The organism is Actinoallomurus sp. NPDC050550, assembly GCF_040655075.1.
Taxonomy (GTDB): Bacteria; Actinomycetota; Actinomycetes; order Streptosporangiales; family Streptosporangiaceae; genus Actinoallomurus.
The window spans coordinates 36,284-62,305 of record NZ_JBFAJC010000014.1; the positions used below are offsets into that span (position 1 = coordinate 36,284).

25 protein-coding genes are annotated in these 26,022 nt (G+C 71.4%); 7 read left to right on the forward strand and 18 right to left on the reverse strand.

The genetic code is table 11. The features are described from left to right. Window positions 1-4 precede the first annotated feature (4 nt). Entirely contained in the window at window positions 5-1,117 is a 1,113-nt protein-coding gene (locus AB0I04_RS20650) for an NAD(P)/FAD-dependent oxidoreductase (protein ID WP_360886635.1), read from the reverse strand. Window positions 1,118-1,237: 120 nt separating this feature from the next. Here AB0I04_RS20650 and AB0I04_RS20655 point away from each other — a divergent pair, with 120 nt between their 5' ends. Then, on the forward strand, window positions 1,238-1,939 hold the full coding sequence (locus tag AB0I04_RS20655) for a TetR/AcrR family transcriptional regulator C-terminal domain-containing protein (protein ID WP_360886637.1): 702 nt from the start codon (window positions 1,238-1,240) through the stop codon (window positions 1,937-1,939). 35 nt (window positions 1,940-1,974) lie between these two features. Here AB0I04_RS20655 and AB0I04_RS20660 read toward each other — a convergent pair whose 3' ends face one another. From AB0I04_RS20660 to AB0I04_RS20675, 4 genes are all read right to left on the reverse strand, one after another. Beyond that, complete coding sequence (locus AB0I04_RS20660; RefSeq protein ID WP_360886639.1) at window positions 1,975-2,541, reverse strand: methylated-DNA--[protein]-cysteine S-methyltransferase; 567 nt, start codon at window positions 2,539-2,541, stop codon at window positions 1,975-1,977. 19 nt (window positions 2,542-2,560) lie between these two features. Beyond that, a complete protein-coding gene (locus AB0I04_RS20665) occupies window positions 2,561-4,030 on the reverse strand; it encodes an AlkA N-terminal domain-containing protein (RefSeq protein WP_360886641.1) in 1,470 nt (489 codons plus the stop codon). Between the two features lie 138 nt (window positions 4,031-4,168). Further along, window positions 4,169-5,074, reverse strand: a complete 906-nt coding sequence (locus AB0I04_RS20670) for a hypothetical protein (protein ID WP_360886643.1) — start codon at window positions 5,072-5,074, stop codon at window positions 4,169-4,171. Window position 5,075: 1 nt separating this feature from the next. Further along, entirely contained in the window at window positions 5,076-5,603 is a 528-nt protein-coding gene (locus AB0I04_RS20675) for a SigE family RNA polymerase sigma factor (protein ID WP_360886645.1), read from the reverse strand. Window positions 5,604-5,713: 110 nt separating this feature from the next. On the opposite strand from AB0I04_RS20675, the gene AB0I04_RS20680 reads away from it, so the two are divergent. Next, entirely contained in the window at window positions 5,714-6,457 is a 744-nt protein-coding gene (locus tag AB0I04_RS20680) for a DedA family protein (protein WP_360886647.1), read from the forward strand. Between the two features lie 5 nt (window positions 6,458-6,462). On the opposite strand, the gene AB0I04_RS20685 is transcribed toward AB0I04_RS20680, so the two are convergent. Further along, window positions 6,463-6,939, reverse strand: a complete 477-nt coding sequence (locus AB0I04_RS20685) for a universal stress protein (RefSeq protein WP_360886648.1) — start codon at window positions 6,937-6,939, stop codon at window positions 6,463-6,465. 12 nt (window positions 6,940-6,951) lie between these two features. Continuing rightward, window positions 6,952-8,175 carry an SLC13 family permease gene (locus tag AB0I04_RS20690; RefSeq protein WP_360886650.1) on the reverse strand — a complete coding sequence of 408 codons (1,224 nt, stop codon included), beginning with the start codon at window positions 8,173-8,175 and terminating at the stop codon, window positions 6,952-6,954. Window positions 8,176-8,331: 156 nt separating this feature from the next. Here AB0I04_RS20690 and AB0I04_RS20695 point away from each other — a divergent pair, with 156 nt between their 5' ends. Next, the gene (locus AB0I04_RS20695; RefSeq protein WP_360886652.1) at window positions 8,332-9,099 is read left to right on the forward strand and encodes a glucose 1-dehydrogenase; all 768 of its coding nucleotides are present in this window, start codon (window positions 8,332-8,334) and stop codon (window positions 9,097-9,099) included. Between the two features lie 25 nt (window positions 9,100-9,124). Here AB0I04_RS20695 and add read toward each other — a convergent pair whose 3' ends face one another. Continuing rightward, a complete protein-coding gene (add, locus tag AB0I04_RS20700) occupies window positions 9,125-10,057 on the reverse strand; it encodes an adenosine deaminase (protein ID WP_360886655.1) in 933 nt (310 codons plus the stop codon). Next, a complete protein-coding gene (locus AB0I04_RS20705; RefSeq protein WP_360886657.1) occupies window positions 10,054-11,061 on the reverse strand; it encodes a nucleoside hydrolase in 1,008 nt (335 codons plus the stop codon). Before AB0I04_RS20705 ends, add begins: the two co-directional genes overlap by 4 nt. A 143-nt stretch (window positions 11,062-11,204) precedes the next feature. Between AB0I04_RS20705 and AB0I04_RS20710 the strand changes: the two genes are divergently transcribed. After that, window positions 11,205-12,224, forward strand: a complete 1,020-nt coding sequence (locus AB0I04_RS20710; protein ID WP_360886659.1) for a LacI family DNA-binding transcriptional regulator — start codon at window positions 11,205-11,207, stop codon at window positions 12,222-12,224. A gap of 73 nt (window positions 12,225-12,297) precedes the next feature. On the opposite strand, the gene AB0I04_RS20715 is transcribed toward AB0I04_RS20710, so the two are convergent. The 3 genes from AB0I04_RS20715 to AB0I04_RS20725 all read right to left on the reverse strand — a co-directional run bounded on the left by AB0I04_RS20715 (window position 12,298) and on the right by AB0I04_RS20725 (window position 15,194). Further along, window positions 12,298-13,446 carry a helix-turn-helix domain-containing protein gene (locus AB0I04_RS20715; protein ID WP_360886661.1) on the reverse strand — a complete coding sequence of 383 codons (1,149 nt, stop codon included), beginning with the start codon at window positions 13,444-13,446 and terminating at the stop codon, window positions 12,298-12,300. Between the two features lie 61 nt (window positions 13,447-13,507). Next, a complete protein-coding gene (locus AB0I04_RS20720; RefSeq protein ID WP_360886663.1) occupies window positions 13,508-14,701 on the reverse strand; it encodes a YncE family protein in 1,194 nt (397 codons plus the stop codon). Between the two features lie 130 nt (window positions 14,702-14,831). After that, on the reverse strand, window positions 14,832-15,194 hold the full coding sequence (locus AB0I04_RS20725; protein WP_360886665.1) for a helix-turn-helix domain-containing protein: 363 nt from the start codon (window positions 15,192-15,194) through the stop codon (window positions 14,832-14,834). A gap of 187 nt (window positions 15,195-15,381) precedes the next feature. Between AB0I04_RS20725 and AB0I04_RS20730 the strand changes: the two genes are divergently transcribed. Both AB0I04_RS20730 and AB0I04_RS20735 read left to right on the forward strand, forming a co-directional pair. After that, window positions 15,382-16,557 carry an MFS transporter gene (locus AB0I04_RS20730; RefSeq protein WP_360886667.1) on the forward strand — a complete coding sequence of 392 codons (1,176 nt, stop codon included), beginning with the start codon at window positions 15,382-15,384 and terminating at the stop codon, window positions 16,555-16,557. A 29-nt stretch (window positions 16,558-16,586) separates the two neighbouring features. Continuing rightward, window positions 16,587-17,342, forward strand: coding sequence for an SDR family oxidoreductase (locus AB0I04_RS20735; RefSeq protein WP_360886669.1), 756 nt, complete (start codon window positions 16,587-16,589; stop codon window positions 17,340-17,342). Here the strand turns inward: AB0I04_RS20735 and AB0I04_RS20740 are convergent. Then, window positions 17,314-17,880, reverse strand: coding sequence for an NAD(P)-binding domain-containing protein (locus AB0I04_RS20740; protein WP_360886671.1), 567 nt, complete (start codon window positions 17,878-17,880; stop codon window positions 17,314-17,316). The genes AB0I04_RS20735 and AB0I04_RS20740 overlap by 29 nt on opposite strands. Before the next feature lie 156 nt (window positions 17,881-18,036). On the opposite strand from AB0I04_RS20740, the gene AB0I04_RS20745 reads away from it, so the two are divergent. Then, complete coding sequence (locus tag AB0I04_RS20745) at window positions 18,037-19,908, forward strand: protein kinase (protein ID WP_360886673.1); 1,872 nt, start codon at window positions 18,037-18,039, stop codon at window positions 19,906-19,908. Window positions 19,909-20,273: 365 nt separating this feature from the next. Here AB0I04_RS20745 and AB0I04_RS20750 read toward each other — a convergent pair whose 3' ends face one another. From AB0I04_RS20750 to AB0I04_RS20770, 5 genes are all read right to left on the reverse strand, one after another. Continuing rightward, entirely contained in the window at window positions 20,274-20,405 is a 132-nt protein-coding gene (locus tag AB0I04_RS20750) for a hypothetical protein (RefSeq protein ID WP_360886675.1), read from the reverse strand. 115 nt (window positions 20,406-20,520) lie between these two features. Further along, window positions 20,521-21,081 (reverse strand): hypothetical protein, encoded by a 561-nt coding sequence (locus AB0I04_RS20755; protein ID WP_360886677.1) that lies wholly within the window; start codon window positions 21,079-21,081, stop codon window positions 20,521-20,523. Between the two features lie 2 nt (window positions 21,082-21,083). Beyond that, a complete protein-coding gene (locus tag AB0I04_RS20760) occupies window positions 21,084-22,883 on the reverse strand; it encodes a DEAD/DEAH box helicase (protein ID WP_360886679.1) in 1,800 nt (599 codons plus the stop codon). 683 nt (window positions 22,884-23,566) lie between these two features. After that, a complete protein-coding gene (gene rox / locus AB0I04_RS20765; protein ID WP_360886962.1) occupies window positions 23,567-24,991 on the reverse strand; it encodes a rifampin monooxygenase in 1,425 nt (474 codons plus the stop codon). Window positions 24,992-25,489: 498 nt separating this feature from the next. Further along, a complete protein-coding gene (locus AB0I04_RS20770; RefSeq protein ID WP_360886681.1) occupies window positions 25,490-25,936 on the reverse strand; it encodes a MarR family winged helix-turn-helix transcriptional regulator in 447 nt (148 codons plus the stop codon). Between the last annotated feature and the right edge of the window lie 86 nt (window positions 25,937-26,022).

Sequence of the window (26,022 nt, forward strand, 5' to 3'; positions counted from 1 at the left end):
TGGGTCAGTTGAACATGGCGACCATGCTGTTGGGTGCGTCATCGCCGAACATGACCTGGTAGATGTCGTCGTCTCCGGCTTCGGCGGCCGCGCGCGTGAACATGGCCTGTTCGTACTCGGCGAGTGCGGCCTCCATGTCGTCGGGGTGCGCGGCGATGGCCTCGCCGAGTTCGGCGCCGTCCTGCATGGCCAGGTTGGCGCCTTCCCCGTTCGGCGGCATGAGGTGGGCGGCGTCGCCGAGCAGTGTCACCCCCGGCGCACGATCCCAGCGGTGCCCGATCGGCAGTGTGAAGAGGCGGCGCAGGACCGGGGGGGTGTCGCTGTCGGTGATCAGGGCGGTGAGCTCGGGGGCCCAGCCGTCGAACTCCTCGACGACACGCGAGGTCACGGCCGCGACATCGTTGAAATCAACATCGGCGAGCCAGTCCTGTGGCTTCAGCAGTTGCGTATACGCGTGAAGGGTCCCGCCGCTCTCCCGGTGAGCCAGGATTCCCTTGCCCGGCGCGAGCGCGAAAAGCGACCCGGCGCCGACCGCCTTCGCGGCGGCGGGATGGCGGGTGTCACCGTCGAACAGGAAGGTCTCGACGACCGAGACGCCGACGTATTCGGGGGTGGCGTCGGAGAGCAACGGACGAACCCGCGACCACGCGCCGTCCGCACCGACGAGCAGGCTCGTGACGACGGAGGTGCCGTCGGCCAAGCTCACTTCATAGCGGCCCTCGTCGAGGGCCTGCGCGCCGCTGGCCTTGTGCCCCCACCGGACGATGCCGTGCGGAAGCGAATCGAGCAGTAGCCGCCGGAGCTCGCCGCGCTGCACCTCGGGACGCTCGCCGGTGCCGTCGTCGGGTCGGTCGAGCAGAACGGTCCCCTCCCGGTCGAGGATCCGGTAGGACTCGCGGCCTTCCAGGATGAGCTCGCGAAACCCCTCGGACAGGCCGGCCGCCTCGAGCGCCGGTTGGCCGTTCCAGGGGTGAATGTCGAGCATCCCGCCCTGCGTGCGCGCCGTCGGGGAGGCCTCCGCCTCGTAGACCGTGGCCGGGATTCCGTGGACGTGCAGGACTCGAGCGAGCGTGAGGCCGCCGAGTCCGGCGCCGATGATCGTGACGGGAGTGCGCATCGTGGCTCCTTCGGGATCGAGGCCGCCCGGTGAGGTCCGGCCGAGCACTCTGGTATGCCGTTCCAACATGGAACGGCGCTCCATGTTGGAACAGCGCTCCAGACATGTCAAAATGGCGGCATGGCAACGCGGACGCGCCGGTCACAGCGGCGCACAGAGGCGCTCTCCCGCGAGCGCATCGTCGAGACCGCCGTCGAGCTGCTCGACGCGGACGGCGAGGGCGGGCTGACCTTCCGGGCGCTGACCGAGCGTCTCGCGACCGGGCCCGGGGCGATCTATTGGCATGTGGCGAACAAGGGCGAGCTGCTCGGCGCCGCCACCGACGCCGTCGTCGCCGCCGCTCTGGCCATCGAGCCCGCCGAGTCTCCGGACGCGCCGCAGGAGGCGGTCCGCGCCGTCGCGCTCGGCCTGTTCGACGCGATCGACGAACACCCGTGGCTCGCCACGCAGCTCGCCGTGCAGCTCTCCCGCAGCCCCTGGGGACCGGTGACGCCGCGGATCTTCGAAAGCGTCGGCCGGCATGTCCGCGCGCTCGACGTGCCCGAGGCCGGCTGGTTCACGGCGACCTCGGCGCTGGTGCACTACATCCTCGGCGCCGCCGGCCAGAACGCCGCGAACGCCCGCCTTCCCGGGCGCGACGTGGACCGCGCCGAGTTCCTCGACGCCGTGTCTACGGCGTGGGAAGAGCTCGACCCCGACGACTACCCGTTCACCCGGGCCATCGCGGACCAGTTGCGCGAGCACGACGACCGCGAGCAGTTCCTCGCCGGGATCGATCTCGTCCTCACCGGCATCACCGCTCTCCGCCGGCCCAGTGGATAGACCTGCACCCCATCCCGGACGTTCTTCCTCCGGGCTTACGGAACCGAGTGGTGGACGCTGAACAGCGGTTCGGGGCCGTGCCGGTCGGGTTCGGAGGGCAGCGGGGCCATCGGCGCGCGGTCCTCGGCGCGCTGCTCGAACGCGAGCAGGTGCCGTTTGCGGTGCAGACCGCCGCCGTACCCGGTCAGGTCGCCGGAGGAGCCGACGACGCGGTGGCAGGGCACGATGATCCCGACGGGGTTCTTGCCGTTGGCCAGGCCGACGGCGCGAGCGGCGGTGGGCCGGCCGAGCCGCTCGGCGAGCTCGCCGTAGGAGACGGTCGCACCGAAGGGGATCTCGCACAGCGCCGCCCAGACACGCTGCTGGAACGCCGTGCCGGTCAGCGCGAGCGGCAGGTCGAAGACCGTCCGCCGGCCGTCGAAGTACTCCTCCAACTGCCGGACGGCCGCGCCGAACGGCGCGGGATCACGCTCGCCGAAGGTGTGCTCCTCGGGCCGGTACCGCTGCCGGTCCATGTACAGGCCGGTCAGGACGCCGTCGGCCGCGACCAAGGTCAGCGGGCCGACGGGACTGTCCATCACCGTGTGCGCCCGGTGCTGCATCAGTGCTCCTTCTCGAAGGTCAGGCGGGCAGCCGGTTGATCGCGTGCTGGCCGGTCGCCCACAGGTACTGCACCGCGTACGCGCGCCAGGGCCGCCAGGCCGCGGCATGCCGGGTGAGGGCCGCGGGGGTGACGGGCAGGCCCAGTTCCCGCGCCGCGGTGCGCACGCCCAGGTCGGTGGGGACGAACGCGTCCGGGTCGCCGAGCGCCCGCATCGCGATCATCTCGATGGTCCACGGTCCGAATCCCGGCAGCGCCGACAGCAGCTCCCGCGCCCGCCCCCAGTCGCTTCCCGCCCCCAGGTCGATCTCCGCGCGGGCCAGCGCGCCGATCAGCGTGGTCAGCGTCGTACGGCGGGTTCGGGGGAACGCCAGCGTCTCCGGGTCCAGCGCCGCCAGGGCGTCCATACCGGGGAACAGATGGGTCAGGCCGCCTTCGGGGTCGTCGACGGCCTCGCCGTGGGCGGTGACGAGCCGGGCGGCGTGGGTGCGGGCGGCCGCGGTCGACACCTGCTGGCCGAGCACGGCCCGCACGGCGAACTCGGCGGGGTCGACGGTGCGCGGCACGCGGCGGCCGGGGTCCTTGTCGATGTGCGGGGCCAGCAGCGGGTCGGCGCGCAGCAGGTCGTCGACGGCGATCGGGTCGGCGTCCAGGTCCAGCAGCCACCGGCAGCGGCTGATGGCGATGGACAGGTCCCGCAGGTCGGTCAGGTGCAGGCGGCAGGCGATGTGATCGGGGGCCGGCCGCAGCGAGACGACCCCGTGGCCGTGGGGCAGGCGCAGGGTGCGCCGGTACGCGCCGTCGCGCCACTCCTCGACGCCGGGCACGCCGGTCGCCGCCAGGTGCCCGAACAGGTTGTCGGGGCACAGCGGCGCACGGAACGGCAGCCGCACCGACAGGGCGCCGGAGGTCGCGGCGGGGTGCCCGCGGGCGACCCGGTCGCGCAGCTCGGTCGGCGACATCGCGAACACCTGCCGCACGGTGTCGTTGAACGCCCGGACGCTGGCGAACCCGGCGGCGAACGCGACGTCGCTCATCGGCAGGGAGCTGGTCTCGATCAGCAGCCGGGCCGTCTGGGCGCGCTGGGCGCGGGCGAGCGCGAGCGGACCGGCGCCGAGCTCGGCGCGCAGCTGGCGCTCGATCTGACGGGTGCTGTAACCGAGCCGGGCGGCCAGGCCCGGCACGCCCTCCCGGTCGATCACCCCGTCGGCGATCAGCCGCATCGCGCGGGCGACCAGGTCGGCGCGTTCGTTCCACTGCGGGGAGCCGGGGCTGGCGTCCGGGCGGCAGCGCTTGCACGCCCGGAACCCGGCCTGCTGGGCCGCCGCGGCGCTGGGGAAGAACCGCATGTTCTCCGGCTTCGGCGGCACGACCGGGCAGCTGGGGCGGCAGTAGATCCCGGTGGTGAGCACCGCGGTGAAGAACCATCCGTCGAACCGTGCGTCCTTGGACTGCACGGCGCGTACGCAGCGTTCCACGTCCTCATGCATACCGACAAGCATCGCCCGTGGCCACCGCGTTCTGCTAGCGGGAATCCGACATCACCCTGCGGGCCGCCGGGCCGGGGCCCGGCGGCACCCGGGCGGATCAGCCGGGGCGCAGGCCGTGCCCGCGGCCTTCATCCCTGGTCATCGGGGCAACACCGCCGCGTCGATCCGGGTCATCAGGGTCTTCAGCACGCGGCCGCCGCGATCGTAGGCTCGCACGGTCACCTGTCGCTCCTGCCCGGCCCCGGCCAGGGAGGCCCCGGTCCGGGCGGCCCGCCAGAGGAAGAATCCGCTCGACACTGCGGCGTCCTGGGTCCGCCCGTCGGGAAGGGTGAAGGTCACCCGGGCGACGTCGGGGGTGACACGGCCGGCGACGTGCTCCTCGATTCCCTCCGCGTCGGCCCGGCTCCGGCTCTGTTCCTTGGTGCCGAGCACGCCGCCGGCCTGATCGTCCATGACGATCGGCCCGGTGAAGGCGGGGAAACGGCCCCAGCTGTTGGCGGTCTGCCCCGGGATCCGGTCGCTCGGGCTCGGCCGTCCGGAGTTGTCGAGGCTGCATACGCGGTGCGCGACGGTGCTACCGAGGAACACCGCCTGCCCCCGGGAGTCCCGGTAGGCGACCAGGATCCGGAAGTCACGGACGTGTGTCCCCGGTCCGGTGCGCCCGGGATCGACCTCGCCGATCCTCCTCGGAAGCGATGGCGAAGGAATGTCCGGGTCACCGACCATGCACGCGCGGACCGTGGCGAGCTGCGCCGCCGTGTTGGCGGGCAACACCGCGTGCCCGTAGGTCGTCGCAGACGCGACCTCCCGTGGCCCCGCCGCGGGCCTGGACCCGCCGCCTCCGTGCCCGATCGGCACCAGCGCCACCGCGGCGACACCGCCGGCGGCCACCACGGCCCCGGCGCCGAACCGCGCGGCACGCCGCCGGGCCGCCCCGCGCAGAGCCCGGTCGGCGAGTCGCTCGGACAGCCCTTGGCCGGCCTCGGTGTGGTCGGCCATCCGCCGCAGCGTCTCCTCGAGCATCTCGTCCTGGCGTGCGGTCATCTCAGCTCCTCATCGATTCGGCCGGGGGCGCTTCGGTCAGGGCGGCGAAGTCGGGCACGAGTTCGCGCAGCCGGGCCACCGCGCGGCTGGTCTGGCTGCGGACGGTCCCGACCGAGCAGCCCATGATCCGCGCGACCTCCGCCTCGGGCAGATCCTCGAAATAGCGCAGGACGATCGCGGCCCGCCGGCGGGGCGGCAGGGCCAGCAGCGCGCGCTCGAGCGCGAGCCGCAGATCGACCTCTTCGCTCCGGTCGGCCACCGCGGGTTCGGGCAGGTCCGCGCTGACCGTCTCGCGCTTCCATCGCGGGCTGCGCCAGCGGCCCACCTGCTCGTGGTACATCGCCTTGCGCACGTACGCCTCGGGGCTGTCGCGCACGTTCCCCCAGCGGCCCGCCGTCTTGGTCAGTGCGCTCTGCAACAGGTCCTCGGCCGCGTGCCGGTCGCCGGTCAGCACGTACGCCAGCCGCAGCAGGCTCGGCGTCCGCGCGGCGACGAACTCGGTGAACTGCCTGCGCGCCTCAGCGTTCACGGGTCTCCTCTCGTCCTGTATCCCCGTAGACGCGCGTCGGGCCCGCCGCTATGCCGGGCGGCGGCCCGTCGGTGCGCCGGGGCCCGGCGCCGACGGCCTACCATCGGAGGATGTCGGTCACGGGGGGAAGCCCACAGCCCGGTCTGCCCTGGACGGGGCGGCCACGGCGCGCGGATCTGATCTGCTGGGCCGGGATCGCGCTGAGCGGCCTGTACGGCCTGGCGCTGATTCCGCTGCGCCCGCTGCTGATCGGCAAGAACCCGGTGCTGCTGGAGTTCCTGACCGGCAGCATGACCTCGATCGTCACCGCGGGCGCGTTCGCCCGGGTCGGGGAGGTGTCCCTGCCCCTGGCGGTCGCCGCCGCCGTACCCGGCATGATCATGTTCGACCCGTTCTTCTGGTGGGCGGGACGGCTGTGGGGCCGGGGGATGCTCACACTCGCGGCCGGGCGCGGCGCCCGGGGCGCGCGGCTGATCGCCCGCGCCGAGCGTCTCGGCCACCGGCTCGGCTGGGTCGGCCTCGTCCTGGCCTACTACGTGCCCGTCCCGGCGGCGCTGCTGTTCGTCATCGCCGGGTGGACGGGCATGCGCCTGGTGACGTTCGTGCTCCTGGACGCGCTCGGCGCGCTGCTGTGGATCGCCATGCTCACCGGCCTGGGCTACTACCTCGGCCAGGACGCCGTCGACGTCGCCAAGACCATCTCCCACTACGGCACCTGGATCTCGATCGGCCTGGTCGTCGCCGTCCTGGCCGTACGGAGCGTGCGCGGGCGCCGTGACGCCGGCGCCGAACCGGTCGCCGCCGAGGACACCTCGGCGCCCGCCGAGCGGTCCGAGGTCGCCGCGGACGGCTGACCTCCTCAGCCCGGCGGGGGCGGGAGGGAGTCGAGGCCGGGGGCCGGCTCGGGCCACACCAGCAGCACACGGCAGGGCGCGTGGTCGACGACGAATCGTGTCGGCGGGGCCAGGCTGCGGGGCCCCAGCCGGTCGCGGGCGCCGTCGCGTGCGCAGATGAGCAGGTCGGCGTCCTCGGCGGCCCGTACGACCTCGCGTTCGATCCGGCCGTGGCCGGCCTGCCGCGTCGCGGGACGCCCGAGCCGGGCGGCGGCGGCCTCCAGGAGGTCCGCGGCGGCGGTCTGTGACAGCGCCTCGAGCCGGGCGGCGGGGTCGCGGTCGCGGCGGCCCCGGCCGAGCAGGCCGGCGAACGCCTGGTGGGCGGCCGCGGCGATCTCGTCACCGGTCACGTGCAGCAGCGTCAGGTCGGCGTCTTCGGGGACCAGGTCGCGGGCCGCGTCGACGGCGGCCTCCCAGGTGCCCTCCGCGACCCAGATGATCACTTTTACGGCGGGTCAGCCTCCGATCGTCGCCAACACCACCCACAGTGCCACGGTCGCGGCCACCAGCGTGGCCGGTACGGTCAGCAGGCCGAGCCGGGTGAAGTCGCCCAGCCCGGGTTCGGCGTCGTGCTCGCGCAGGATCCGCCGCCACAGCAAAGTGGCCAGCGAACCGACGTAGGTCAGGTTCGGGCCGAGGTTCACTCCGATCAGCACCGCCAGCACCGGCCCGGGCCCGCCGGAGGCCACCAGCGGGAGCATCGCCAGCACGGCGGGCAGGTTGTTGATCAGGTTGGCCAGCAGCGCGGCCAGGCCTGCCACCGCCAGCAGCGCGGGCAGGCCCGACCCGTGCGGCAGCACCAGGTCCGCGCCCCGGTCCAGGCCGTTCACCACGACCGCCTTGACCACGATGCCCAGGGCGAGCACGAACAGGCAGAACAGCGGCCCGGCCGCCACCACCAGCTGCCGCGCCGTGGTCCGCCGCTGCCGCAGCGCCCGTACCGCCAGCACCAGCGCGCCGCCGAGGGCCGCCCAGGCCGGGTTCACCCCGGTGAACGACGTCACCGCGAATCCGGCGAGGGTCAGCGCCAGCACGACCACCGTGAACACCGGCACCCGCGGCCGCCCGACCGGCGGCGACCCGGCCGGCGCGACGGCCAGGTCGCCCCGGAAGTACCACCGGAACACCGCGTACTCCACGCCGATGACCGCCAGCCACGGCAGCGCCATCAGGCCGGCGAACCGCGCGAACGACAGCCCGCTGGCCGCGAACGCGAGCAGGTTCGTCAGGTTCGACACCGGCAGCAGCAGGGAGGCGGAGTTGGCCAGGTGGGTGCAGGCGTACACGTGCGGGCGGGGCCGCGCCCCGACCCGCGCGGCGGTCGCGAACACCACCGGTGTCAGCAGCACCACCGTCGCGTCCAGGCTCAGCACCGCCGTGATCAGCGATGCGACGGCGAACACCCCGGCCAGCAGCCGCACCGGCCGCCCGTGACACGCGCGCGCCACCAGGTCCCCGGCCGCGGTGAACAGTCCCTCGTCGTCGCACAGCTGCGCCAGCGCCAGCACCGCGGCCAGGAACCCGACGACCGGGAGCAGGGTGCGGGTCTGCGCCCACGCCTGTGCGGGCGACACCGCGCCGACGGCCACCAGGACACCGGCCGCCGGAACCGCCGCGACCGCCTCCGGAAGCCCGCGCGGGCGGGCGACGGCGAACACCAGCACCGCCACCAGCAGCACGACGGAGACGATCTCGGCGACGACGGTGTGCAGCGCGGCCTCCCGATAGCGAACGGTACGGCCCGCCGGCGAACCGCCTCAGTCTGGAGATATCAGCATCTCACCGCTGTTATCACCACAAGTCGCCCGCCCTGCCGTCCACTAAGGTGGCGGCCCGTGACGAGTTTCCTGGACGACCTGTTCTCCCTCGATACCCGCGTCGCGGTGGTGACCGGCGGCAGCTCCGGCATCGGCCGGGCCATCGCCACCGCCCTGGCCCGGGCCGGGGCACGGGTGGTCCTCATCGCCCGCCGCGAGGCCGAGCTGCGGGAGACGACCGCCGAACTGGAATCCCACGGCCGCCCCGCCGCGTACGTCCCGGCCGACCTGGCCGACCGCATCCAGGTGAAGCGGGCCGCCGAGGAGGCCGCCCGGCCGTTCGGCGAGCCGGACATCCTCGTCAACTGCGCCGGGATCAACCTGCGGCCCCCGATGGACGACCTGGACGAGGACGCCTGGGACCGGACGATGGCCGTCAACCTCGACGCGCCCCATCTGCTCGGCCGGCGGTTCGGCCCGGGCATGGCGCGGCGCGGCCACGGCCGCATCATCAACATCGCCTCCCAGCAGTCCTTCCGCGCCTTCAGCAACAGCGGCGCCTACGGCGCCTCCAAGGGCGGGCTGGTCGCCCTGACCCGGTCCCAGGCCGAGGCCTGGTCGCCCCACGGCGTGTGCGTCAACGCGCTCGTGCCGGGCTTCGTGGTGACGCCGCTGGCCGCGCACATCCCCGCCGACAAGCAGGGCGCGATGGCCGGGCGCACTCTGATCGGCCGCAACGGCGCGCCGGCCGACTTCGCCGGCGCGGCCGTGTTCCTCGCGAGCGCCGCGTCGGCCTACGTCACCGGTCAGGCGATCTTCGTCGACGGAGGCTTCTCCGCCCACTGACCGGGGATCGACCGAGGTCACCCGTTCACGGGGTGCGGAAGGCTCTGCGGCCGGCGTTGTCCTGACACTCGCGTTCCTGTGCGGCCGTCCACCCGAACACCGCGCGAAGCCTCTCGAACTCTCGGCCGAGGGTGGTGTTCGACACCGTGCGGGCGTCGGTGCTGACGGTGACGGGGATCCCCTGCCGCAGGAGTGTGTCGATGGGGTGGGCGGCCGGTACGCTCACCGCGCCGGTCTGCACGTTCGACGTCGGGCACATCTCCAGCACGATGTCATCCTCGCGCAGCCGGCTCAGCAGCGCCGGGTCCTCCGCGCTGCGGACGCCGTGGCCGATGCGCTGGGCGCCGAGCACGTCGAGTGCCTCCCACACGCTGTCGGCGCCGGCGGCCTCACCGGCGTGGATCGTCACGGGAAGCCCGGCGGAGTGGGCGGCGTCGAAGGCCTCCCGGTGTGGTGCTCCGGGCATCGTCTCGTCCCCTGCGAGGTCCAGTCCCGCGACGACATCGCGGCGGTCGAGGGCGAGCCGGGCGACCTCGGCGCTGATCTGGGGCGGCTGGTGCCGAAGGCAGCACAGGATCAGGCTCGTGGTCACGCCCCATCTGCGGCTCCCCTCGGCCAGGCCCTCGGCCACGGCGTCCAGGACCTCCTCGGGCCGGAGGCCGGCCCGCTGGTGCAGTTGCGGGGCGAAGCGCACCTCCCCGTGGCCGACACCGTCGCCGGCCCAGTCCTCGACCAGTTCCATCGCCACCTCGTGCAAGGCCTCTGGTCGCTGCAGCACGTCGAGGGCGACATCGATGTACCCGAGGTACTCCGGCAATGTCCTGCACGAGGGCGGGGCCACGGCGAGCGTCTCCACCGGCCCCGGCAGCGTCAGATCCTGGGCCGCGGCCAGCCGGCGGATGGTCGTCGGCCGGACCGAGCCGTCTAGGTGGCAGTGCAGTTCGATTCGCCCGGTCACCGGCCCGCCTCGCGCGCCAGGGTGTCAGCCAGGTGGGCGCCCTCCGCGCAGGCGCTGAAGAGCATCTCCTTGAACGCCGCCGAGTCGACGACGCGCACGAGGTCCACGTTGGCGGTGGGCGCGTTCGCCCGCCGGTCCACGAGAAGAGCCCCGCGTGCCTCGTCCCCGACCGCCACGGTCGCGTGCACGCGTTCGATCTGGCGCGTGATCTCCGGGCGCAGGGCGACCGCCATCGCGACGGGGTCGGGAAGGTCGTATCCCTTCAGGCCGGTCACCGTGGCCGCCCACTCCGCGACGCTCCGGTTGATCCGGTGTGCGAAGTCGGCGCGGACGGTGCCCATCGCGAGCAGCCTGGCCTGATCGTCGGCGTCCATCACGGCATACCGCCGGGACACGTCCCAGCCGACGAACGTGATGGGCCCGCCGGCGTCGAGCACGATGGCGGCGGCCTCCGGGTCCGCCCACACGTTGAACTCCGCGACCGGACTGACGTTCCCGTGAGCGTCGGCGGCCCCGGCCATGCTGTAGACATGGCGGAACCTCCGCAGGAGGTCACGGTCTCGTACCAGGGCGGCGGCGATGTTCGTCAGAGGTCCCAGCGTGACCAGTGTGAGCTCCCCAGGCCTGGAGTGGGCGAGTTCGAGGAGCCGCTCGACCGCGTGTGCGGACTGCGCCGACCGCACCGGATCGGGAAGACCCACGTCTCCCATGCCGTCGGCGCCGTGGACGTGTTGCGCGGTCTCCAGCGGACGGCGCAGGGGCCGCTCGCAGCCGGGATACACCGGCACGTCGCCTCGCCCCCCGATGTCCAGAGCGATCAGCGCGTTGCGGGTCGCCAAGTCGAGCGGCACGTTCCCGGCCACGGTCGTCACCGCTTCGATCTCCGTCATCGGCTCCGCGCACGCGAGGAGCAGGGCGACCGCGTCGTCCGACGCCGTGTCCGTGTCGATCACCAGGCGAAGAGGGCCGGCCGCCCGTCCCGGCGTCCCGTCATCAGGGTTCATCCGATCTCCTTGTCTAATCGATTAGACACGGTAGAGGAGCGAGGGGTTGAAACGGAAGGGGGCGTGGTGGCGGACGCCTGCGCGGGATGCCACGCTGGGACGTCGGAGGCCGGATGCTCGAGTGCCGAAAGTCAGGGGGAACGTTGGGTGTCACGCTGGCGGACGTCGCCCGCCGCGCGCAGACGTCGACGGCGGTGGTGAGTTACGTCATCAACAACGGCCCGCGCCCGGTGGCCGCGTCGACGCGCGAACGCGTCCTGCAGGCGATCGCGGAGCTCGGCTATCGCCCCGATCGGGTGGCGCGGGCGCTCCGGACGAAGCGCAGCGGGGTGATCGGCGTCCTCCTACCGGATACCGCCAACCCGTTCTTCGCGTCGCTGGGCCAGGCGATCGAGGCCGCCGCCTTCGACGCGGGACGGCTCGTCGTCGTGGGCAACGCCGGCTTCGACCCCGACCGCGAAGAGGCGTACGTGCACGCCTTCCTCGATTCCCGGGCGGAGGGGCTGGTGGTCGTGAGCACGCGGCACAGCCCGCGCGCCATCGACGCCCTCGCCTCGGCGCCGGTCCCGGCCGTGTACGTCCACCATGCGCCGCCAGGCACCCCCTCGGCCGCGGTCTTGGCGGACAACGACGGCGGCGGGCATCTGGCGACGACGCACCTGCTCGACCACGGTCATGAGAGCGTCGCCGTGCTCGCCGGCCCCGACGACGCCGGGCCGGTGGGCGGGCGGGTCGCCGGATGGCGGCGGGCGCTGGCCGAACACGGTGTCCCGGACGACCGGCGGATCGAATCCCGTGGCGCGTTCACCCGGGCCGGCGGCCACGCGAGCATGAGGAGACTCCTCGAGCATGAGGACAGGCCGACCGCGGTCTTCGCCGTCACGGACGAACTCGCCGTCGGTGCTCTGCACGCCGTCGCCGAAGCCGGCCTGCGCGTGCCCGCCGACATCGCGCTGGTGGGCTTCGACGGCGTACCGGAGGCCGAGTTCACCAATCCCTCGCTGACGACGATCGGCGTGCCGGCCGAGCGCATGGCGCGGTCGGCCATCGCGAGCCTCGACCGGGCATGGCAAGGTCAGGAGCGACCCGGTGGCACGGAGATCCTCCCGGTCTCGCTGATCCGGCGCGCCAGCTGCGGTTGCGCGTCGCCGATGTCGCGGTGAGGTCGCGGGCCGGAGGCGGTGGCGCGATTGGAACCTCAATCCACGATCGCCGCGACGCGGCCGGGCCGGGATCTCATCCGCGATCGCCGCGACGCTGGGCTGCCGGACGCTCGCCGAGCCAGGTCCGCAGCGCCCAGTGCCAGCGGAGCGCACCGGCCAGGGTCTCCGCCGGAGGCAGCGTCTCGCCGAACGACGTCAGCGCGGCCAGGCGGTGCAGCCGATGCTTGACGGTGTTCGGGTGGACGTGCAGTGCGGCGGCGGTCCGATCGACGCGCCCGCCGTGCTCCAGGTACGCCAGGGCCGTCTCGGCCAGGAGCCGGTGGAACTCGTCCTCGGCGTCCAGTCCCGCAAGGCGCTCCCGGGCGAGAAGCTCGCCGAGCTTGGGATGGGCGTCCAGAGCCATCGGGACCGCCAGCGCCGTCAGCTCCCACAGCCCGTCCAGCCCACGCCGCCGTGCCGACGCCAGCGCGGTACGGCACAGCCGGTACACCTCGGTCAGTTCGCCGGGTGGGACCGCCGGACCGGCCACCACGAGGATCGCGGCCTCGGCGGGCGGCCGGGTCGTCACGGCGCACAGCCGACCGTCCACCAGCCCCGCCACGCCGTCCGGCAGGCCCAGCGCCGCCTCCGTACGGTGCGCCTCCCGGGGGTCGCCGATGTCGGTGACCAGGCAGTGGTAGCGGCGCCGCACGTCCAGCCCGGCGTCGGCGGCGCCCGACACCGGGCCCCCGGCGAGCAGGTCCCGTAGCGACTGGACGCGGGCGGCGTGCGCGGAGTGCGCCAGGCTCAGCTCCGTCTCCCGGAACGCCTGGATGAGCCGGTTCTGCAGCCCGTTCGCGTACGCGTCGAGCTCCATGAGTTCCTCGATCAGCCCGTCGAGGGACACCCCGGCCGAACGCGCCTCGTTCAGCAGCCGTTTCAGGATGTACGAGCGCGCCGCCTGGAAGCCGTCCAGCAGCGCGGCGAGGGAAACCCCCTGCAGCGCCCGGTCGGTGGCCAGCCGGTCGGCGACCCGGGCGTCGTCCTCGTTCAGCCCCGACTCGTCGATGAAGGCCGCCGACACCACCGCCAGCAGCGCCGCGATGTGCCGCCGGACCTCCTGCACCGGCAGCGCCGCGATCGGCGGGGATTCGGCGCGGGCGGCCTCGACGACGGCTTCGAGGGTTCCCGGGTCGGCGCGCATCTTCTCCATGAGACGGCGGAGGACAGCGCGATCCGTCATGTACGTCTCCTGGCACTGGGCGTCACGGGAGGTCTTCCCGTGACGCCCAGTGTGGACCGGATCAGCCCGCCGGGGTCAGGGCCGCGATGGCCTCCGGGGCGGCCTGGCCGATCCGCTCCCGCTGGGGGAAGACTCCGACGGGGACGCGGGCGACCTCCGTCGCCGTCGCATAGTCGACGACCGACACGGCGTTCGCCTTGCTCAGGGACACGAAGCAGCGCTTGCCGTCGACGCTGCTGGTCCCCCAGTAGGGCAGGCTGTTCGTCGGGTAGGTGACGGTGCCCTTGGTGGACAGGTCCGCAGTGTTGACGATCGCGGTGTAGTCGTCGATCGTGCCGACGTCGCACAGTTTCGAACCGTCCCCGGACAGCGCCAGGCCGTGGTGTGCGGAGTTCTGCGGGTAGTCGTCCGGCTTGAGCGACTTGCCGTGGTCGCTGTACGGCATGGTGACCGTCGCCACGATCTTCGACTGCGCCAGGTCGTACTTGACGAAGCCGTTGAGGTAGGACTGCTGGGCGTAGAAGGTGTTGCCGTCCGGCGCGATGAGGTTCGGCCGGATCCCGTGCGGGAAGCTCCAGGTCTTGACGACCTTGAGGGTGGCGGCGTCGACCTTCGTCAGCTGGAAGGTGCCCTTGAGCCCCTCGAGCGCCTGCGGCAGCGACGTCACCCCGATGCTGGAGTTGTAGATGTACTTGCCGTCGGCGGTGTAGTCGTTCTGGTGCGGGTAGGTGCCGGTGGCGAATCTGCCGACCACCGCTCCGGTGGCGGTGTCCAGCACCTCGGCGACCTGCGCGGTCGTCGCCGAGATCACGTACCTCGTGCCGTCCGGGGACAGCGCCGCGTGGTCGGCGTGGAAGCCGTCCAGCCGGGTGTGCCACAGCTGCCGCTTCGACACCAGGTCGTAGGCCGCCGCGTCGTCGAGGTTGCCGCGCGAGACGTACAGCGTCCTGCCGTCCGGGGACAGCTGCACGTCGTCGACGAACCGGTCGCCGCCCTCGATCTGCTTGACCGTCTCGTACCCGGCCCGCTGGATCGGGTCCATCTCGTCGAGCCGCTGCTGCAGGTCGCCGATGACGTCGAACGACCCAAGATTCTGGTACGTGCGCCCGTCGATGAAGCTGACGCTGCCGGTTTGGCTGTTGCCGACCAACAACACGTCCCGCAGTCCGGCGGCGCCGGCCGGGCTCACCGGAACGGACAGCACCGCGGCCGTCGCCGCGCAGATCACCAGGGCCCTGAGTCTCCTGCCGGACATCTCGTCTCCTCACGAACCGCCGTCATCGGTACGACACCGCGTCCAGTCTGAGTACGGTGCGGGCGGCCGCACAGAGCACCGGGGCCAACGTCGCGAGGCTCCGATGTCGCCCATCGACAACGTCCGGGGATCAGGCCGGAATCGTGTCGGCGGCGTTCCTGATGTCCTCCAGACGCGTCTTGTGCTCGCAGCCCCAGTCGCCGAGCGGGCGCAGGGCCTCGATGAGGGTCGTGCCGATGGTGGTGAGGGAGTATTCGACCTTCGGCGGGACCACGTTGTGCACCTCGCGGTGCACCACCTCGTCGCGTTCGAGCTCGCGCAGGTGCTGGATCAGCATCTTCTCGCTCACTCCGTCCAGCGAGCGCTTGAGCTCACCGAACCGCTTCGGGCCGCTGCTCAGCGTCCACAGGATGAGCACCTTCCACTTGCCGCCGACCACGTCGATGGCGGCGTCCAGCCCGCCGACGAACGTCTGGCACCTGCGCCCTGACATGCTCACACACCTCCAGGTAAGTACCTGACTTAAAGGTAGGTACTTGCCGCATCGTAACCGTCGCATCGATGATCGTCACGTGCCGGACGCGCGCTTGACCGCGGCGCGGGCGGCCATCACGTGCGGCGCACTCCCCCGCCCGCCGCCTTGTCACTGATCACCTCATGCCGACAGAACGAGTTCTGCCATGCCTGTCTCCGTGTTCTCCCTCATGCTCGTGGTCTTCGGGCTCACGACCGGCGAGTTCGTGATCGCCGGGATCCTGCCCGACGTGGCCGCCGACCTGTCGGTGTCCATCCCGGCGGCCGGCCTGCTGGTCACCGCCTACGCCGCCGGCATGATCGTCGGCGGTCCGGTCGTCACCGTGCTCACGGCGCGGGCCGCCCGCAAACCGCTCATCGCCGGCCTCATCGCGGTCTCGGTGCTCGGGAACCTGGGTTCGGCGGCGGCGCCGAACCACGTCGTCCTCCTGCTGTCGCGGTTCGTCGCGGGCCTGGTCGTCGCCACGTTCTTCGCGGTCGCCATCGCCACGGTCATCTCCATGGCCCCCGCCGGCAGGCAGGCGTCCAGCGTCGCGAAGGTGGCCCTGGGGATGAACCTGGGCATCATCCTCGGCACGCCGATCGGCACGTTCATCGGACAGCACCTCGGCTGGCGGGCGACCTTCCTCGCGGTCGCGGCCTTCAGCGCGGTCGCCCTGCTGCTCGTGCTGCGGTTCGTCCCCGCGCAGCCCCCGGCCACGACCGGATCGGTCCTCGGTGAGCTCCGGGTGTTCGCGAACCGCGACCTTCAGCTCGCCATCGCGCTGACCGCGGTGGGCAACGTCGGCGTCGTGACGGTCTTCACCTACATCACGCCCCTGCTCACCGACGTCGGCGGGTTCGCCACGGACATGGTCCCGGTCCTGCTCCTCGGCTACGGCGCCGGCGCGGTCGTCGGGAACTTCGCCGGAGGCCGCCTGGCGGACCGGGCGCTGATGCCGGCACTGGCCGGGCTGCTCGCCGCGCTCGCGGCCGTCCTGACCGTGTTCTGGCTGGTCGGCGACCTCAAGGCGCCCGCCGCAGTTCTGACGTTCCTCGTCGGGGCGCTGGCCTTCGCCATCATCCCCGGGATGCAGACGCGGGTGGTGGCCGCGGCCGGCACGGCGCCGACCCTCGCGGTCGCGGTCAACGCCTCCGGCTTCCAGCTCGCCGCCGCGTTCGCCGGCTGGTTGGGCGGGCGGATCATCGACGGCGGGCCGGGGCTACGGGCGATCCCCCTCGTCGGCGCGCTCCTCACCGTGGCCGGCCTGGGCATCGCGGCGCTCCTGCTGCGCCGGGACCACCGCGCGGCCACCGCCCCGGCCGACCACGTCCCCGCCTGATTCCACCGACCTCTGATCAGGAGTTCGTCATGACCTCACGTAGCCCTTTGGAAGGCAAGGTCGCCCTCGTGACCGGCGGTTCGCGAGGGATCGGCGCCGCGACCGCCCGCGCCCTGGCGGCCGACGGCGCGGCGGTGGCGATCAGCTACGTCACCTCCGAGGAGAAGGCCGGGTCGGTGGTGGCCGATCTGGAACGCTCCGGGGTCCGCGCCGCCGCCTACCGGGCCGACCAGGCCGATCCCCGTCAGGTCGGCGACCTCGTACGGTCCGTGGCGGCCGACTTCGGACGCCTCGACGTCCTGGTGAACAACGCCGCGGCGTACGTCACCGGCCGAGTCGATGAGCCCGATCGCGACGTCGCCGCCTTCGACCGGCAGTTCGCCGTCAACGTCGGCGGCGTCATCGCGGGGATCCGGGCCGCCGCCCAGGTCATCGGGGACGGCGGGCGTATCGTCACCGTCGGGTCGCACCTCGCCGGCCGTGCCGGATTCGCGGGTGTCGCCGACTACGCCGCGACCAAGGCCGCGATCGTCGGCTACAGCAAGGCGGCGGCCCGCGACCTGGGCCCTCGGGGAATCACCGTCAACGTCGTCCAGTCCGGGTCCGTCGCCACCGACATGAACCCGGCCGACGGGCCGTTCGCGGACGTGCAGCGGGCGGCCAACGCGATGGGGCGTTTCGGGCGGCCGGAGGAGATCGCGGCGGGCATCGCGTTCCTGGCCGGTCCGGGCGCGTCCTTCGTCACCGGTGCCGTCCTCACCATCGACGGCGGCTACCTGGCCTGATCGCGCATCTGCGGGATGGAGGGCCGAGGCGGTCACGAAGGACATGTGGTTCGCCGTATCCGGCGGCTTTGGTGCGGGAGTCGGTGAAAATGATGTCGGCGCGGTCGGCCAGGGTGGACGGCACCTCGTGGCGAGAGATCGTTTTGGGTCCGAGCGTCGTGACATGGGTTCCCGCGGATATCCAGCTGACGTCCAGCACCGGCGTCGCACTGTCAGTGGCGACGATCACGACGTCCTGCTCGCGGACTGCTTCTTCGGCTGTGGCGGCCGTACGTGCCGGTATTCCCAGCTCTTGGGTGAAGCGTTCGGTGAATGTGTCAGCGTGCTCTTTCCGGCGGGAGGCGACGACCACCTGTTCCACCGGCCGTACGGCGCACAGCGCCCATAGCTGCGCCCACGCCTGCCGGCCCGATCCGATCAGGCCCACGCGCAACGGTCCGGGTCTGGCCGCGGTGTCGATGGCGACCGCGCCGATCTCTCCGGTGCGGCGGATTCCGAGTTCGTCGCCGTGGACCAGTGCCCGCAGCTCACCGGTCATGGAGTCCCAGACGGCGACCCTGCTCGGCCGAAAGACCGAGCCTTTGGTGATGCTCCTCAGGGGATCTGAAGGACCGGGAAATGCGCCGAGTGCCTATGCTGGTCAAGTGAACACATATGTCTACCTAGCGCGCGCCTTCCAAGCCGGGGGGAGTTGATGCGCGATGGTCTGGAGTTGGCCGGGCGGTATCGGCTGGAGGTGCCTCTGGGCCAGGGCGGTATGGGTGAGGTGTGGCGGGGTGTCGATCTGCGCCTGCGCCGCCCGGTCGCGGTCAAGCTCATCCGCCGTGAGCTGGCGATCGACCCCGGGTTCCGGGCCCGGTTCGCCAGCGAGATCGCCAACGCGCAGCGGGTGGCCTCGTTCTGTACGGCGAAGGTGCTGACCTATGGCGAGTCAGACGGCCGACCATACCTGGTCACCGAGTTCATCGAGGGCCCGTCACTGTCGGACTACATCGCCGAGCACGGTGCGCTGCCCGCCGAGCCGCTGCACGCGCTGGCCGTCGGGATCGCCACCGCGCTGGCCGCCATTCACATGGCCAAGCTGGTACACCGGGACCTGAAGCCGGCCAATGTGATCCTCTCGGCCAGCGGGCCCCGGGTCATCGACTTCGGTATCGCCCGCGCCCTCGACGGCGACGCCAAGCACACCCAGACCGGTTTCATCGTCGGCAGCCCCGGCTGGATCCCGCCCGAGCAGGTCTTCGAGAACCAGGTCAGTACGGCCGGGGACGTGTTCGCCTGGGGCACCCTCATCGCCTACGCCGCCACCGGCCGCCACCCGTACGGGGACGGCACCCTGATGGTGCTCGCCGTCCGGGCCCACCAGGGCGAGCACGACCTGACGGGCATACCCGACGACCTGCGCCCACTGGTCACAGCCGCGCTGGAGGCGGACCCGGCGCGGCGGCCCGGCGCCGAGCAGTTGCTCGTCGACCTCATCGGCGAGACCGACCCGGAGACCGCGGTCAGCCAGATGGTCGATGCCCAGTGGGCGTCCAAGCTGCCACCGCAGACGTTCGTCTCCCCGCTGCCACAGGGCACGCCGCGGGCCGCTGAGAGCGGGCCGCTGGGAACGGTACCGGAGTACGGGCCGGGGGCAGGCATGCCGACGCCCGGTGTTTTGACCCAGTACGCCGCGTCCGGCTACACCCCCCCGACGTTCATCCCGCCGATGGGGCCGGTGGCCCAACCGCCCGGGTTCCCCTACTCAGGCGGGTATCCGGCAGCGCCGATGGGGGCGGCCACCGCACCCGAGTATCCGGGGCAGGGCGCCGCCGGCCAGATGCCGGGACAGCCCTCGCAGGGCCGCCGCAAGGGCCGGTCGGGCCTGGTCCTCGTCTGGGTCGGCGGGCCGGTGGCGATCGTGGTCGTCGCGTTGATCGCATTGCTCGGCATGGTGTTCGCCACCAACGACGACCACCGGCACCACGCCACGCCACCGACCAGGGCGGCCTCGCCGAGCCCCGCCTCGACGGTCAGGACCGTCTCGGATCTGTCCGGGATGTGCAGCAAGATCGGTGCGGGGGTGCCGTCCGAGGCGCGCTCGATCACGATGGAGGACAAGGACTCCGTGGCCGACCATCAGCGCTGCAAGTGGGAGGACATCAACACCTCGACCGGCCGCTACCTCAGGCTGAATATCGACACCGGCAGCGGCTCCGGGGACGCTGCCGTCGCCGATGCCGGCAGCCAGTTCTCCGCCGACGAGAAGTTCCTCGAGAATCGCAAGTTCCACAGCGGCAAGGAGACCGTGTCCGGCCTCGGCGACAAGGCCCTGGCCGCACGCACCACCGACTACGTCGACATGGGCCCGGGCGAGCAGCACCGGAAAAGGTACTACATAGCGGGGGCCGAGGTCGTGGTCATGGTCCGCAACGTGGTCATCGACATCGAATGGAGTGGAGCGGACTATCCGTCCTCGGTCCGCGGCTCCGATGCCTTGCACGGCACCAACTTCACCTATGCCAAGACCAAGGCGGAAGCAATCACCATGGCCCAAGAAGTCGTCAAACAGCTCCCGGCCTGACCCGGTGACGACGGAACCAGGGACGTAGGGCGGGTGGGCGGAGACCTCCTCATCCTCGGCGGCCAGGAGCCCGGGGCGTGCCCGGCCATGAGGGGTTCGAGCCGAACCCGTGGCCGCCAGCAGGCCGGGCGCGAGGCGGGTTCACTGCACCGGGCCGGCCGACCTGTCTGCCTGAGGCTTCGGCAACCGTGCGGGCAGGGGCGGCGCGTTCGGCGGTGAAGGTGCGTTCCATCTCGGCGAACAGCGCCCTGGCCGATTTGTGTGGTGAGTTGGCCCGTGATGTCGGCCACCTCGCGAGTCGGCGGCCGGAGACGCGAAGAGGGCTGCCAGATTTCCCCCTTGGCAGCCCTCGCAGTGGCGGTCGGTCAGGTGAGCTTGAAGAAGAGCGTGTCCTGGGTGTACCAGTCGACGTTCTTCGTGGAGTACTCCCATTCTTTGTGCTCGAACTCAAGCTTCTCAATCAGCTCTTGAACGTCGTACCGGAAGTCCGGGTCCATCCGATCCAGGACGGCGCGGAGGGACCTTTTCGGGGTTACCTTGGCTGTCGCCGCTCATACACCCAGTGTTCGATCCGCGTGCGAGCACGCACCGCTCCCCCTCAGGCTGGCCGTGTCACTCGGCCGCGGTGAAGTAGCCGGCCGGATCAAGGGAGTTGAGCGCGATCCAGCGCTGCGCCGTCGCTTCGGCGGGCGCTTGGCCGCCGCCCGCCGAAGCGTGGAAGAAGCCCTGCACGTCGAGAGCGATGCGGGGATCGTCGTCGATGCGCCGCGCCATGTCGTAGTAGACGGCCAGCTCATGGGCGCACCGCAGGGTGCCGGCCGGGCAGGAGCAGTCGACGCTGTCGAGGACCGGCGCGGGCGGATGGCCCGCGTCGGCGATCGCGCGGTACAGATCGTCGGTGAGCAGGGGCTGAATGCCGCTCAGCTGACGGGAGATCTCAACCGTCGCCCCCGCGGACATCGGCGCGACCTCGATCGTGACCACCGAGGTGCCGCGGCCTCGGTGCACGACGGCCCGCACGGTCCGGCCGTCGAACGTGATCCGCACCTTCCCGTCGCGCGCCATGCGCCGCGCGCTCGGCAGCTGGGGATCGGGACGGGTCTGGCGCAACGACTCGGCGAACCGGACCCAGTCCTTGCCCCACTTCGTGTACCCGTAGTCGTGGTCGGCCATGGTCAGTTGACTCGCTTCCGGCGCAGGACCTCGATGAGACGGTCGTCGTCCAGGCGGGTCAGCTCGGCAGCGCTGGACATGTCGGCGATGTCCGACAGCGCGGACTTGCGGTTGTGCATGGCCGCGATGTGCTCCTCGACGGTGGTCCCGGTGGTCAGGGTGGTGACGGTGACCGTGCGGGTCTGACCGATCCGGTGGACCCGGTCGGACGCCTGGGCCTCCACGGCCGGGTTCCACCACCGGTCGAAGTGGATGACGTCGGCCGCGCGCGTGAGCGTGAGCCCGGTGCCCCCGGCCTTCAGGCTGAGGACGAGCACCTTCGGACCGTCGTCGGACTGGAACCGGCGGACGATGTCGGCCCGTTGCTCCTGGTTCAGGCCGCCGTGGAAGAACGGCGTACTCACCCCGAACTGTTCGGCGAAGTGCCGGACCAGCAGCTCACCGGTCTGCCGGTACTGGGTGAAGACGAGGGTCGGAGAGTCGTTCTCCAGGTTGTTGGCCACGATGTCGGTGCACAGGTCGAGCTTTCCCGACCTGCCCGACAGCTCACCGAGGTCGTCCGTGACCAGGCCCGGATGGTTGCAGACCTGCTTGAGCGAGGTCAGGACGGCGAGCACCTTGGTCTGCCGCTGGGCGCCACTGCCGAAGCCGTCGTCGATGACCTGCTCCAGCAGCCGGTCGTACAGCCTCTCCTGCTCCTCGGTGAGGTCACATATGAGATCGGCGTGGATCTTGGGCGGGAGCGACCCCGCGACCTGGGACTTCTTCCGCATCAGCACGACCGGCTCGATGGCCCCGCGCAGCCGGGCGGAAGCAGCCGGGGAGCCGTCCGCGATCTGCCGCACGAAACGACGGCGGAACTGCGTCCGGTTCCCGAACAGGTGCGGTGCGACCAGATTGAGCAGGGCCCACAGCTCGTCGAGGTGATTCTCGACGGGCGTCCCGGTCAGGGCGATCCGCGCGTCGGCCGCGATGGTCCGCGCGGCCTTCGACACCTGCGTACGGGGGTTCTTCAGGACCTGCGCCTCGTCGAAGACCGCGGTGCTCCACTGGATCCCCGCCAGGGCCGGGCTGTGCGTGCGCAGCGTGGGGTAGCCGGTGAGCACCACCGTGCCGCTGTCCACCGCGGGCAGGGGCCCGCCGCGCCAGATCGTGGTCCGCAGGTCGGGTGCGAACCGCGCGATCTCGTGTGCCCAGTTCCCCACCAACGACGTGGGACAGACCACCAGTTGCGGCCCCTTCTCGGCGCGTCCGGCGACACAGCCGATGGTCTGCAGGGTCTTGCCGAGTCCCATCTCGTCGGCCAGCACCGCGCCGCTGTGCGTGTCGATGGTCTCGCGCAGCCAGCTCACCCCGCGCACCTGATACGGGCGCAGCTTGGCGGTGAGCGCCGTGCGCATCTCGGCCCCCACCGAGGTGGTGCGGCGGAAGACGCCGCTCGCGTGTTCCGCCGTCGTGACGGCGACACCCGTGGCGTCGGGGACCGCGTGCGCAGCGATCGGCAGAGCCGGCTCGCCGCCCGCGATCCACGACCGCCAGACGTCCACCGACCAGCCGGGCGAGTCGAGGGGCACGGCCACGAGCCGGTCCGGCTCGATCAGCACGCAGTCGACGTCGGACACCTTGAGCCTGCCGAGGTCCGGCGTCGGGACGACCAGGGGGACGGTCTCGACGTCACCGACCGGCGGGGCCGCCCCCACGGCGCCGTCGGCCCAGGTCCACAGGGCGAACATATGCCGGTCGGGCAGGTACGTGGCCTGACTGCCCGACCGCGCCTCGGGGAGTTTCTGCCTGGTTCCCATGGCGTCAGCGAGTGCCCACGGCGTCGCCCGCACGGGCGGTCAGGTCCTCGGCACCGGAACACACCATGAGAACGGTAAGAATCAACTGCTCCCTGGACTTCGGCAACGTGGATGAAGTCATGAATACCTTCGAATGCGGTCTGGAAAGCTGACAAGCGGACCGTAGGCAACCATCGGGCGTGTGTCAATTCCCGGGCGGCCGGTAACGGCCGGCGATTTTTCGGCGCCTCCGAGGGCATGCCGCCAAGTGCTCTGTCAATTCTTGAAGATGTGAGCGGACCGGCGTTTTAGTGCGCTTCCATGGGCACGCCGCCAAGCGCCCTGTCAATCTCTGATCCTGTTGTTTGACCTCGCGCGAATTCCGTGCCCCACCCCGTGTTCTGCCTCTGTCCCGCCCCGCGTCTCGCGTCGTGCGCCGCACCGGCAACGGGGCACGATCGTGAGGCGCCACCGCCGTGCGGCCGCTCCTGGAGCCCGTCCTGGGGCCGCCGGGAGCGGCAGAGTACCCAGACGGTTACCCCGTGCGGGCGGTCCTTTCGGCCTGCCGGTTCAGCAGGCCGAACGTTCTTCCCGGCGTATTTTTTGAATGGCGGGATTGGAATTCACCCGGGTCAGTGGAACGGAAGTCGCCGGGGCATGCATGGGGAGGCGGTGACCCTAGGTTTTCGGTTGGTCAGGCGAAATCAGTTGGCGGGCTTGCCGAACCAGCGGGAGAGGTGGTCGTCCAGGTCCTGCTGATCGTCGCCGATCCAGGCGACGTGGCCGTCGGGGCGTAGCAGGACGCACGGAACATCCAGTACCGCAGTGGGATCCGCGAGGTAATCGACCCGGTCTGACCAGCGGCCGACGGTCAGGCGTTCGGTGCGGTCCAGCAGCAGGCCGCGGCCGCGATGCAGCAGACCATAGAGGTGGCCCTGTTTCACGTCGATGTCGCGCAGGCGGCGGCCGAGCAGGTCGGGGCCTTCGCCGAAGTCGTAGCGGATGCCGATCGCGGTGATCTTCTCGATCAGATAGCGGTTCACCTCGTTGAAGTCCATCAGTTCGGTGAGCAGCCTGCGCACGGCCTGCGGGCCCGGTTCGGTGGACAGCAGTTCCATCTGGGCGCGGGTGTTGTCCAGCACGTCCTCGGCGACCGGATGACGTTCGGCCTGATAGGTGTCCAGCAGTGTTTCCGGCGCCCAGCCACGGATCTGTGCGGCCAGTTTCCAGCCGAGGTTGAATGCGTCCTGAACGCCCAGGTTGAGGCCCTGTCCGCCGGTGGGCGGATGGACGTGTGCCGCATCGCCGGCCAGCAGCACCCGCCCGACCCGATAACGTTCGGCTAGCCGGGTGGCATCCCCGAAGCGGGACAACCAGCGCGGAGAGTGCACGCCGAAATCGGTTCCGGCGATGGTGCGCAGCTGCTGTTTGAAATCCTCGAGGGTGGGCGATTCCGCGCGCTCGCTGACTCCCGCGACGGGGACTACGACGCGATAGACCCCTTCGCCGAAAGGCCTGAGACTGAATCGCTTATCGGTCTCGTGGATTTCGGTCACCTTTGCGGCGATCTCCTCCTGCGGCACACCCACTTCCATCTCGCCCATCAGCGTCTCGTTCCGCGAGGGCTCGCCGGGGAAGCCGACGCCGAGCAGTTTGCGCACCGTACTGCGCCCGCCGTCACAGCCGACGAGATAGCGCGAACGTAGCTGTTCCCCGTCGGCCAGCTCGACGGTCACGCCCTCGTCGTCCTGCTCGAAACCGGCGACCGCGCAACCGCGCCGGACCTGCGCACCCAGCTCGATCGCATGCGCTTCAAGCAGGCGTTCGATGGCCGGCTGCGGGATGCCCAGCAGATAGGCGTGCGCGGAATCCAGGCCGTCGGGCGCGGGTTTGGCGATGGCGGCGAAGAATCCGCCGGCCGGACGCCGTCTTCCGTGTTCGAGAATGCGATCCAGCAGTCCGCGCATTGCCATCAGCTCGAGACTGCGAATATGCAGACCGACTAGGCGGACGAACGACACGGGCTCGGTTTCCTTCTCCAGAACGAGTACCCGCACATCGTGCAGCCGTAGTTCGGCGGCCAGCATCGCACCGGTCGGCCCGCACCCGGCAATGATCACGTCGAACATGAGGGGCGCGCGATCGGCGCCGGAGGCCGACGACCGGAGTCCGGGGAGGTCGCCCACGGTGAAGTCGTGCTTGACCGTATCGTTCGACGACGGCTCGGTGGCGAACTGCGAAGAGTGCATAGGTGTTGCCTTTCGGGAGTGCCTTCTTGGCGAGGCGCTCCCGGCGACACCTACGTCAACCGCCGGCCGTGACGGGAAGGGGGAGCACCCACATCGATACAGCGTTCATGGGTCTCACCTCCTCAGGCGGTGTCACGGTCAGCTGCAAGCTACAAGCCCGAGCATCACCCCGTCCAATCCTTTCCAGCCACGTGATCACGATTCCAAACGGGCCCGCGCGGTTGCAGGCCGAGCAGCTCACCGGAGAGCCGACCTGCGCAGACGACGTAGCGAGACGCATCCGAACGAAAAGGCACGCCGAGCACCGCCCGAGGCCTTGCTCAGCGCGACTTTTCGCAGCCCGTAGGCGCCAGTTCCGATGCTCGTCAACGCCCGATGTCAGCCGGCGGTGTCGATGGGCGCGCCTTCCAGCAGGTCGTTCGCCGACCGATGGATCTTGGCCAGCGCGCTCATCAGGTGGCGGCGCTCGGTCTCGGTGAGGTCCGCGGTGATCTTCTGTTCCAGGAGCCGTCGTTCGGCCTCGATCGGCTCGCGTAGCGCGTGTCCCGCCTCGGTGAGCCAGAGCCGTACGAGGCGGTTGTCCCGGTCGTCCCGGCGCCGGGTGAGCAGCCCGGCCGTGGCCATTCGGGTGGCCATCTTGACGACCGTGGGGGTGGTGACGTTGAGTGCGGCGGCGACCTCACCGGGGGTGCTGCCGTCGTGCTCCCACAGCACCGCGAGCAGGTGGTCCTGGCCGAGGTGCAGGCCGTGGCGTCGCAGGGCGGCGTCGGCCGCGGCCCGGACCAGCTTGTTCGTCCTGCCGTGCAGGTCCAGGAACTCGGGCATCGGGCCTCCAGGGGCATCGCGGAACGGGCCTGCGGACAGATCGATTGACGGCTAATCATTTCCCGGCTAACGTCTTGCGGCGTAAT